Here is a 9,143-nt window from a genome sequence, read left to right on the forward strand (position 1 = left end):
GGCTCCTCCAGCGTCTTCAGCACCGCGTTGGCGGCGTTTACGTTGAGGTCGTCGGCGGCGTCGATGATCGCGACCCGATAGGGCGATACGGCCGGCGAGTTGGCGAAGAATTCCGGCAGCCGGCGGGCCTCGTCCACCGGGATGGCCTTACGCGCCTTGCCGTCGTCGGTCAGACGCTCCAGCACCATCAGGTCCGGATGAGAGCGGGCGGCGACCTGCCGGCTGACCGGGTCGGACGGCGCCGCGCCCAACAGTCCCAGCGACGGCTCCGGCCGAGCCCCCAGCAGACGACGCGCCATGCGGTAGGCCAGGGTCGCCTTGCCCACGCCCTCGGGTCCGGTCAGAAGCCAAGCGTGATGCAGTCGCCCCCGCTCGAGCGCATCGAGGAACGCCGCCTCGGCCGCTGATTGGCCTTCCAGGCCATAGACGTCGCGGGGATGGGCCGGCGCGTGCATCAGAACGCCAGCCGTTTGTCGACGGCGACCAGGATCGCGGTCGTGACCGCGTCGATCTCGGCGTCGGCGTCGATCACGACGCAGCGCTCCGGCTCGCGCCGCGCGATCTCCAGATAGCCGGCGCGCAGCCGTTCGTGGAAGGCCAGACCCTTGGACTCGAACCGCGCCGCCCCGCCGCGAGCCTCCGCCCTCGTCAATCCGATCTCGGCGGGCAGGTCGAGGATGAGGGTGAGGTCCGGAATGGTCCCGCCCAACACGTGATCCTCCAGCGCGGCGATCAGCGTGGCGGGGGCGTCGCCGCCAGCGCCTTGATAGGCCCGGGTGGAATCGGCGAACCGATCGCATAGCACCACGGCGCCGCGCGCCAGGGCCGGCCGGATCACCCGCTCCACATGGTCTCGACGGGCGGCGTACATCAGCAGGGTCTCGGTGACCGGCGACCAGCGATCGGCCGAGCCGTTGACCAACAGCTCCCGGATCGCCTCGGCTCCCGGACTGCCGCCCGGCTCGCGAGTCACGACGACGTCATGGCCGGCGGCTCGCAGCCGTTCGGCGAGACGGCGGATTTGGGTGGACTTTCCAGCCCCCTCCCCGCCTTCGAAACTGATGAAGAAACCCTGGGTCACCGGCCTCCATTCGACCGGATCGAAGGGCTTGTCCAGAGGCTCTAGGGCCGAAGGACCGTTGCGCCAGAATAGCCGAGCGCCTCGACCCGCTCGCGCAGGCTCCAGGCCTCGCCCTCGTCCTGGCCGGCGACCACGACGACCTTGTAGAGCGTGCCGCTGGGACGCTCGACCGGTTCGATCCGCGCCAAGCCGGCGCCCGACAATTGCCGAACCGCCCTTTCGGCGTTTTCGCGGCTGGAGAACGCGGCGGCCTGAATGCGATAGGCGCTTTGGGCCTGAGCCGGAGCCGGCGCCGGAGTCGGAACCGGATCAGGCGGATTGATCGGCGGCGCGGACTGGGCGATCGGCGCCGACCAGGTGGGCTCCGGGCGCGACGGCAGCACCTGCACGCGCTGCGCCGGCTCCTTTATATCGTCGAAGCTGCGCGACGCCGGCGGCGCCTGGGCGTACTGGCGCGGCGCCTCGAAAACGCTCTTGGGCGCGGGGCCGACATATTTCACGCGCACCCTGGCCACGCCCTGGCGACGATAGCCCAGTTCATCGGCCGCGGCCTTGGACAGGTCGATGACGCGGTCGCCGACGAACGGTCCCCGGTCATTGACACGCACGATCATGCGGCGGCCGTTGTCCAGATTGGTGACCTCGACCAGGCTCGGCAGCGGCAGCGTCTTATGCGCGGCCGAAGGGATGTCCATGTCGAAAATCTCACCGTTGGCCGTGCGGCGATTGTGGAACTGCTCGCCGTACCAGGAGCCGACGCCGACGACGTTGTAGTCGCGATCTTCCTTCGGATAGTACCAGACGCCGTTGATCTGATAGGGCTTTTCCGTGCCGCGCAGGGGCTTGCCATTCGGACCGACCATGTCGCCAGGACGCGGCGCGGCGTTGCGGACCCCGACCATCGGCCTGCCGACATCGTATTTCGGCGTGGCGCACGCCGCCAGGCTCGCCGCCGCGAGAACGAGGAGGCCGTGGAGGCGGACCGTCCGCCAAAACCGATCGATTTGCTGGCCCATGCGCATGACGCCCAGACGAGGGGTCGCACCCCTCCGAGCGGTCATGGTCACCGGATTGTTTTGAAGTCTGGTTAAGGCGCGGGCGCACTGATATAGCCGCCTGCTCCGGACAGGTGGCCGAGTGGTTTAAGGCAGCGGTCTTGAAAACCGCCGTAGGTGGAAGCCTACCGTGGGTTCGAATCCCACCCTGTCCGCCACACCCTCGATGATAGAAAACCCTTTCAGGACAAGCATGTCGGCGACCCACACCGCGCTCTATGGCCAGCCCGATCAGGACCTGGCCCCATCCGCGGCGGATGCGGTCCAGCTCTCGCCGCTGATCGTGGGCTCGACGGATGTCGCTTCGATTCCCGACGAATCCTTTACGACCGTGACCGTCCGCGCGCCCGCCGGGGCCGTGGAGCGACGATTTGTCCTCGCCCAGAGCCTGCGCGTTCTGGCCGGCGGCGGCCGGCTCACCGCCTTCGCGCCGAAGGATCGTGGCGGCCTGCGCTTGAAGAAGGAGCTCGAGGCCCTGGGTTGCGAGGTTGGCGAGAGCGCTCGTCGGCACAATCGCATCTGCCTGGTCGTACGCCCCCAGGCGATCCCGGGACTGGACCAGGCCATCGCCGCCGGGGCGCCGCGCCAGATCGCCGAGAACGGCCTTTGGACGCAGCCAGGCGTGTTCAGCTGGGATCGGCTGGACGCGGGCACCAACGCCCTGCTGCAGGTGCTGCCCGAGTTTTCCGGCGTCGGGGCCGACTTCGGCTCAGGCATCGGCCTGCTGGCGCTCAACGTGCTGGCCTCGAAAAAGGTCACGAAGCTCACCCTGGTGGAACTGGATCGGCGAGCTCTGGACGCTTCCCGCCGGAACGTGGACGATCCCAGGGCCGAGTTCGTCTGGAGCGACGTGCGCCACGGAGCGGGCCTGAAGGACCTGGACTTCGTCGTCAGCAACCCACCGTTCCACGAGGGCGGCGGCGAGGACAAGACCCTGGGCCAGGCCTTTATCCGCGCCTCGGCCGACGCCCTGCGCAAGGGCGGCTCGCTGTGGATCGTCGCCAACCGCCACCTGCCCTACGAGGCGATCCTGGCCGAGAGCTTCGCCAAGGTCCGCCTGGTCGCCGAAAGCGGCGGGTACAAGGTTTTCGAGGCCCGGAAGTGAGCAAGCCGCTGATGGCCCGGCTGGACCGACTGTTGGCCAATCTGGGCTATGGCAGCCGCAAGGAGGTTCAGGCCCTGATCGCCGCCGGCAAGGTCGTTCTGGACGGCAAGCCGTTGAAGGACGCCGGCGCGAAGGTCGCGGTCGATGCGACTCTTCCGGACCGCATGACGATCCGGGGCGTCGCCGTCGATCCGCCGGCGCCGCTGGTGCTGATGATGCACAAGCCGCTGGGCGTGGTGTGCTCGCACAAGGAGGACGGCGAGAAGATCTACGATCTGCTGCCGCGCCGCTGGCGGCTGCGCGATCCGGCGCTCTCGACGGTCGGGCGGCTCGACAAGGACACCAGCGGCCTGATCCTGATCACCGATGACGGCGATTTCCTGCACCGGGTGATCTCGCCCAAGCGCCACGTGCCCAAGACCTATTTGGCCCGGCTGGACCGAGCGCTGAGCGGCTCCGAGGGCGAGATCTTCGCCGCGGGGACCCTGATGCTGGAGGGCGAGGAAAAGCCCTTGCTGCCGGCACAGCTGGAGGTCATCGACGAGAAGACCGCCCGCCTGACCATCACCGAAGGGCGCTACCATCAGGTCCGCCGGATGTTCGCCGCCGTCGGCAATCACGTCGTGGACCTCCATCGCGAGCGGATCGGAGGCCTAGTGCTGCCTATCGACCTGGAGCCGGGCCAGCATCGGATCCTTCCCGCCGCCGAAGCCGAGAAGGTGTTCGTCGATGCCTGAAGCTTCTCCCGAGCCGATCCTGGTCGACGCCCGGGGTCATCACTGTCCTGTTCCGACCCTGAAACTGCGCAAGGCCCACGAGGCCGCCCTCCCCGGCGCGGAGCTCGTGCTGCTGGCCACCGACCCGATGGCCCGCATCGACGTACCGCATTTCGCCGGCCAGATCGGCGCGACCGTGCTGGAGATCGCCGACCAGGACGGCGGCGTGATCAGGTTTCGTATTCTGAAGGCGGCCTGAGCGGGATCGCCTTTGGGCCCTCGAGCAGGGCGCGAGGCCGCTCGTCCAGGGCGATCTCGACCTCGGTGGCCAAGGCGCCGCCGAAGAAGATGGCGTTCACGCTCCACGACAGCCAGATCAGGAAGATGATCACGGCCGAGATCGAGCCGTAGGTCGCGCCCAGATGGACGATCTTCTCGACGTAGAAGGCGCTCGCCCAGGACATGAAGACGCAAAGCGCGGCGGCCGCCACGCCGCCGGCGCTCGAGGCGCGCCAGCCCACCGGCTCGCGGGACATGGCGTAGCGGTAGACCAGAGTCATGCCGACCACGATGCCGAAGCTGGCCCAGGTCCACTCGCTCTGGATCCACGAGACGCCGGCCAGGGGGCGCAGGTTCACGGCCGCGCCGAGCAGCCGCAGGGTCAGGAAGATGCCCGACATCACGAACAGCAGGCCGAAGGCGGCGATCAGCACCAGCAGCGCCATCATGTTGAAGCCGAAGAAGCCGCGCTGGTCCTCTTCGTCGTGGATGAAGGACAGCCCGGCCAGCAGCGCCTTGAAGCCTCGGTGGGCGGCGTAGGCGCCGACGATCAGTACGACCGCGCTCTGCAGCGAGACGGTCTGGCCGGGCGCATGGGCCAGGCGGCCGAACTCGTCCTGGAACATCGAACGGGCGCCGGAGGGAATCAGCTCGGCCAGCTTGTTGGCCTGGCGGGCGGCGGTCTCGGGGGTCAGGAACAGGCTGTAGAGCCCGATCAGAATCGCCAGGCCCGGGAAGACGGCCAGCAGGGCGAAGAACGAGACGCCGCCGACATAGAGCATCACGTCCCGGCCCCAGAGCCGCGACAGCGCCAGGCCCAGCACGCGGAGGATTTCGCGAACCCAGTGGATCGGATCGAGGTCGAGGTCGCGCCAACGGATGTGGTGCAGGGGGTCTTGCATCAGCCGGACCATGGCGGCGCCGCCCCCCGAAGTCAAAGACGCGCCACCTTGGGGGCGGCGCGTCTCCGCAGGTCTAGCCTGAAATCGATCGCCACATCGAGGGACGGATGGCGCGACGACCGATCGACATTGGCAGCCTAGGACCCTCCGCCTGAACGGCGCCTGAACGAAATCAGAGCGCCCCCGACGCCTTCAGCGCCGCGACCGCGTCGTCGGAAAAGCCCCAGTCGGCCAGCGCTTCTTCGTTGTGAGCGCCGATCTTGGGCGGCGGCCCCTGGATGGCGCCGGGCGTGGCCGAAAAGCGTGGGGCCGGCGCCGGTTGGGTGACGCCCGCCACCTCGACGAAGGTCTGACGGGCGGCGTTGTGAGCGTGCTTGGGCGCCTCGTCCATGGTCAGCACGGGGGCGAAGCAGACGTCGGTGGCGTCCATGATCGCGCACCAGTCGTCGCGGCTCTTGGTCTTGATGACCGCCGCCAGCTTCTCGCGCAGCTGCGGCCACTCCTCGCGGCTCATCTGATGCTGGAACTGCGGGTCGGAAATCCCAGTCTTTTCCAGGAGAAGCAGGTAGAACTGCGGTTCGATCGAACCGATCGAGATCCACTTTCCGTCGGCGCATTCGTAGGTGTCGTAGAAGTGGGCTCCGCCGTCGAGCAGGTTGGTGCGCCGTCCCTCGTTCCACATGCCGCCGGCCTTGAAGCCGTAGAACATCGCCATCAGCGAGGCCGCGCCGTCGCTCATCGCGCAGTCGATGACCTGACCCTGGCCGCTCGATCGGGCGTGGATCACCCCCGCCAGCAGGCCGAACGCCAGATAGAGCGCCCCGCCCCCGAAGTCGCCGACCAGGTTCAGCGGCGGAACAGGCTTGGCCTCGGTCCCGATCGCGGCCAGCGCCCCGGTGATGGCGATGTAATTCATGTCGTGGCCAGCGGCCTTGGCGTAGGGGCCCGTCTGCCCCCAGCCGGTCATTCGGCCGTAGACGAGCTTCGGGTTGCGGGCCAGGGCCACGTCCGGCCCCAGACCCAGCCGCTCCATCACGCCGGGCCGGAAGCCCTCGATCAGGCCGTCGGCCTGCTCCAGCAGCTTCAGGCAGGTCTCGATCGCTTCGGGATTCTTCAGGTCCAGCGCCACCGAGCGACGGCCACGCGCCGTGACGTCGGCCGGCGAGCCGCGCCCCTGCCCCTTGCGGTCGATCCGCACGACGTCCGCGCCGAGGTCCGACAGCAGCATGCCGCAGAACGGACCCGGACCGATGCCGGCGAACTCGACGATCTTCAGTCCTGAAAGCGGCCCCTGGCCCATGACGTCGTCTCCCTTCCGGCTCTCCAGAAGCGGCCGGTCCTCGATACTAGAGCGGGCCTGACGTTCGGTCAGGCAAGCCCTCGCGCCCCGGTGGGACGTGATCTTCGATTCGCCCCCAGCCTGCGGCGTTGCGCACCTTTGACGAGGCCCCGCCTCTGCTATGTTGCGGCGTCGAATCTCGGCGGTCGCGCGGCGGCCGGCAAGCCGGGCGTTCGGGCGGAGGTTGGTTTGGCGGCAGACGCCCGGATTCTGATCGTGGCGCGCGATGATGTTCGCGCCGGACCGCTGGCCGAAGGGCTGGACCGGCTGGGCTGGCGCACGATCACCGCGCGGGGCCCCTACGCCGCCCTCGCCGCCCTCGGCGACCTGCCGATCGAGGCCGTGATCGTCGACCTGGCCAGCGCCGGTCCCGAAACCCAGACCCTGTCGCGGCGCCTGAAGGCCGCCGTCGCCCCGCGCCGCCTGCCGGTGATCGCCATCGGCGACCCCGAGGGCGACTATCGCAACCAGACCTTCGACCTGACCCTGTCTCCGCCGCTCCACCCGTCCCAGGCCGCCCTGCGGCTGGAGACCCTGGTCCGCACGGCCATCGCCGAGGAGGAGTTCGAGCTGCGGCTGGAGACCTTCGGCGACCGCGGCCGCCGGCTGGACCTGCCCGAGATTTCCGAAGCGCCCTACCGCATCCTGGCCGTCGGCGAGCCGGCTCCGCAGTTCCTGGCCCTGTCCAACGCCCTGCAGAGCAGCGGCGCGGAGGTGGTCGGGGCGTTCACCGCCTATACGGCTTTCGACTACCTGCACGAGCGGGCTTTCGACGCCGTGGTGCTGTGGGCCGGCGACAGTCAGCAGGAAGCCCTGTCGATCGCGGCCGGCATGCGCCGCAACACCCGCCTTTTCCACATCCCGGCCATGCTGTACCTGAAGGCCGAGAGCTATGTGACCATGTCGGAGGCGTTCCATCGCGGCGTTTCCGACGTCGCCTCGCCCGAGACGCCGGAGACCGAGACGGCGCTTCGCGTCATGGACCTGGCGCGCAACTTCCGCCGTGGCGAGGCGATCCGCGGCGCGTTGGAAAAGGCCCGCAGCTCGGGCCTGATGGACGCGGCCACTGGCCTTTTCACCCGCGATCTGTTCGCCGCCCACCTGGCGCGTCTGGCCACCGCGGCCCGCGAACGCGCCCGGCCGCTGTCGATCTGCGTGCTGCGCATCGCCGACAAGCCCGACGCCGCCTGGGCTCGCCAGAACGGCTGGCTGGACCGGGCCATTCCGCAGATCGGCTCGATGGTCGGCCGCCTGGTCCGCGTCGAGGACACGCCAGCCCGCCTGTCGACCGAGGTCTTCGCCCTGGCCTTGCCGGCGACCAACCAGAACGCCGCCCGCGCCGCCGCCGAGCGGATCGCCGCGGTGATCGGCTGCACCGCCTTCGACGCCGGCGAGGATCGCGCGCCGTTCGTCTGCGAGTTCGACATCGGCGTCGCCGAGGTCCAGCCCGGCGAAGGCGCGGTCAAGGCCCTGGAACGCGCCGCCGCGGCCGCCCTCAAGCGCGAGGTCGGCTGAAGCCGAGCGCTTGGGCGCGCCGCGCCAAGCGCCTATATCGATCCCGTCCCCCAACGGACGGAATTTGCCGAGGACCTCGCCGTGAGCCAGCCCATGATCATCGACGTCGTCGCCGATGTCGTCTGCCCCTGGTGCTACCTGGGCTGGCGGCGGCTGAAGTCGGCGCTGGCGCTGCGGCCGGGCCTGAACGCCCAGCTGGTCTGGCGGCCCTACCAGCTGGACCCGACGCTTCCCGAGGAAGGCGTCGACCGCAAGGCCTACATGGCCAGCAAGTTCAAGGACCCCGAAAAGCTGAAGGCCGTCCACGCCGCCCTCGTCGAGGGCGGGGCCGAGGAAGGCATCACCTTCGACTTCGAGGCCATCGCCTTGTCGCCCAACACCAACGCCGCCCATCGCCTGATCCGCTGGGCCCTGACGGCCGGCGTGCAGGACCAGGTCGTCGAGGCCCTGTTCAAGGCCTATTTCACCCAAGGCCTCGACATCGGCGACCCGATGGTCCTGGCCGATGTCGCCGAGGCGGCGGGCATGGAGCGGATGGTGGTGCTGCAACTGCTCTCCGAAGGCGCCGACAAGGAAGCCGTGGCCCGCGAACACGCCATGGCCGTCCAGGGCGGCGTGACCGGTGTTCCGTTCGCCATCTTCGCCGGCAAGGTCGCCGTCGTGGGCGCCGAAACGCCTGAGCGGATCGTCCAGGCGATTGATCAGGCCCTGGCGGCCTAGACGCGCGACCTCAGCTTCACGCGATCGCTCGCTGAAGGGATGGAAAGGGATGCGGAGCGCCGGACGACGTCCGGAGTGTGAGTTTGTAAGTACCGTTTCGACGAAGCCCGAACGCTCCGCGCGACCGTTATCCGCCAGCGTCCCGTCAGGTGGCCCTGTTCAGGCCTTACCGGGACCTGGGGTTGGCTGTTTCCAGCAACCCCAGCGGTCGGAGAGGACGAGCCAATCCAGGCTAAGACACATCCCTTTACCCCCAACCACGCCGACGACGGGCGGGTGAGCCCAGCAAGCCCAGCCCCGGACCGTCCAAGTATCCCCCTCGGACCTTCACCGCTCGATCGCCCCCCGCCGCCGCAATCGGTCGCTGGCCATGCGCCCTTTCCTCGCGACGAGGTGGGTAGAGAATACGGCAGATTTCTAAGCCGGGGATA

9 protein-coding genes, 1 tRNA gene and 2 pseudogenes are annotated in these 9,143 nt (G+C 68.9%); 7 read left to right on the top strand and 5 right to left on the bottom strand.

The window, feature by feature from the left end; translation table 11 throughout:
- From VJ655_RS08100 to VJ655_RS08110, 3 genes and pseudogenes are all read right to left on the bottom strand, one after another.
- Window positions 1-458: pseudogene (locus VJ655_RS08100) on the bottom strand (DNA polymerase III subunit delta'); the annotation flags it as partial.
- Window positions 455-1,081, bottom strand: a complete 627-nt coding sequence (gene tmk / locus VJ655_RS08105) for a dTMP kinase (RefSeq protein WP_324110558.1) — start codon at window positions 1,079-1,081, stop codon at window positions 455-457. The gene tmk and the pseudogene VJ655_RS08100, both read right to left, overlap by 4 nt.
- Window positions 1,082-1,122: 41 nt before the next feature.
- Window positions 1,123-2,097, bottom strand: coding sequence for a septal ring lytic transglycosylase RlpA family protein (locus tag VJ655_RS08110; protein ID WP_324110559.1), 975 nt, complete (start codon window positions 2,095-2,097; stop codon window positions 1,123-1,125).
- A gap of 107 nt (window positions 2,098-2,204) precedes the next feature.
- On the opposite strand from VJ655_RS08110, the gene VJ655_RS08115 reads away from it, so the two are divergent.
- From VJ655_RS08115 to VJ655_RS08130, 4 genes are all read left to right on the top strand, one after another.
- Window positions 2,205-2,294: transfer RNA gene (locus VJ655_RS08115), tRNA-Ser, on the top strand.
- A 35-nt stretch (window positions 2,295-2,329) separates the two neighbouring features.
- Window positions 2,330-3,241 carry a class I SAM-dependent methyltransferase gene (locus VJ655_RS08120; RefSeq protein WP_324110560.1) on the top strand — a complete coding sequence of 304 codons (912 nt, stop codon included), beginning with the start codon at window positions 2,330-2,332 and terminating at the stop codon, window positions 3,239-3,241.
- Window positions 3,238-3,978 carry a pseudouridine synthase gene (locus VJ655_RS08125; protein ID WP_324110561.1) on the top strand — a complete coding sequence of 247 codons (741 nt, stop codon included), beginning with the start codon at window positions 3,238-3,240 and terminating at the stop codon, window positions 3,976-3,978. The genes VJ655_RS08120 and VJ655_RS08125 overlap by 4 nt, the downstream gene beginning before the upstream one ends.
- A complete protein-coding gene (locus VJ655_RS08130; RefSeq protein WP_324110562.1) occupies window positions 3,971-4,216 on the top strand; it encodes a sulfurtransferase TusA family protein in 246 nt (81 codons plus the stop codon). The genes VJ655_RS08125 and VJ655_RS08130 overlap by 8 nt, the downstream gene beginning before the upstream one ends.
- Here VJ655_RS08130 and VJ655_RS08135 read toward each other — a convergent pair.
- Entirely contained in the window at window positions 4,188-5,174 is a 987-nt protein-coding gene (locus VJ655_RS08135; protein ID WP_324110563.1) for a YihY/virulence factor BrkB family protein, read from the bottom strand. The genes VJ655_RS08130 and VJ655_RS08135 overlap by 29 nt on opposite strands.
- 136 nt (window positions 5,175-5,310) lie before the next feature.
- Window positions 5,311-6,438: a CaiB/BaiF CoA-transferase family protein gene (locus VJ655_RS08140; protein WP_324110564.1), complete on the bottom strand. Its 1,128-nt coding sequence runs from the start codon at window positions 6,436-6,438 to the stop codon at window positions 5,311-5,313.
- Window positions 6,439-6,666: 228 nt separating this feature from the next.
- On the opposite strand from VJ655_RS08140, the gene VJ655_RS08145 reads away from it, so the two are divergent.
- The 3 genes and pseudogenes from VJ655_RS08145 (at window position 6,667) to VJ655_RS08155 (ending at window position 9,113) form a co-directional block, all read left to right on the top strand.
- Window positions 6,667-7,992 (top strand): PleD family two-component system response regulator, encoded by a 1,326-nt coding sequence (locus VJ655_RS08145; protein WP_324110565.1) that lies wholly within the window; start codon window positions 6,667-6,669, stop codon window positions 7,990-7,992.
- A gap of 81 nt (window positions 7,993-8,073) precedes the next feature.
- Window positions 8,074-8,712, top strand: coding sequence for a DsbA family protein (locus VJ655_RS08150; protein ID WP_324110566.1), 639 nt, complete (start codon window positions 8,074-8,076; stop codon window positions 8,710-8,712).
- A 39-nt stretch (window positions 8,713-8,751) separates the two neighbouring features.
- Window positions 8,752-9,113 (top strand): annotated as a pseudogene (locus VJ655_RS08155) (hypothetical protein).
- Window positions 9,114-9,143 lie beyond the last annotated feature (30 nt).

Source organism: Caulobacter sp. (genome assembly GCF_035254145.1).
Taxonomy (GTDB): Bacteria; Pseudomonadota; Alphaproteobacteria; order Caulobacterales; family Caulobacteraceae; genus Caulobacter.

What these genes read in the sequence shown, in the direction of transcription:
- VJ655_RS08140 (WP_324110564.1), bottom strand. Translation starts at nt 6,438, where the DNA reads ATGGGCCAGGGGCCGCTTTCAGGACTGAAGATCGTCGAGTTCGCCGGC.
- VJ655_RS08110 (WP_324110559.1), bottom strand. Translation starts at nt 2,097, where the DNA reads ATGGGCCAGCAAATCGATCGGTTTTGGCGGACGGTCCGCCTCCACGGC.
- VJ655_RS08130 (WP_324110562.1), top strand. Translation starts at nt 3,971, where the DNA reads ATGCCTGAAGCTTCTCCCGAGCCGATCCTGGTCGACGCCCGGGGTCAT.
- VJ655_RS08120 (WP_324110560.1), top strand. Translation starts at nt 2,330, where the DNA reads ATGTCGGCGACCCACACCGCGCTCTATGGCCAGCCCGATCAGGACCTG.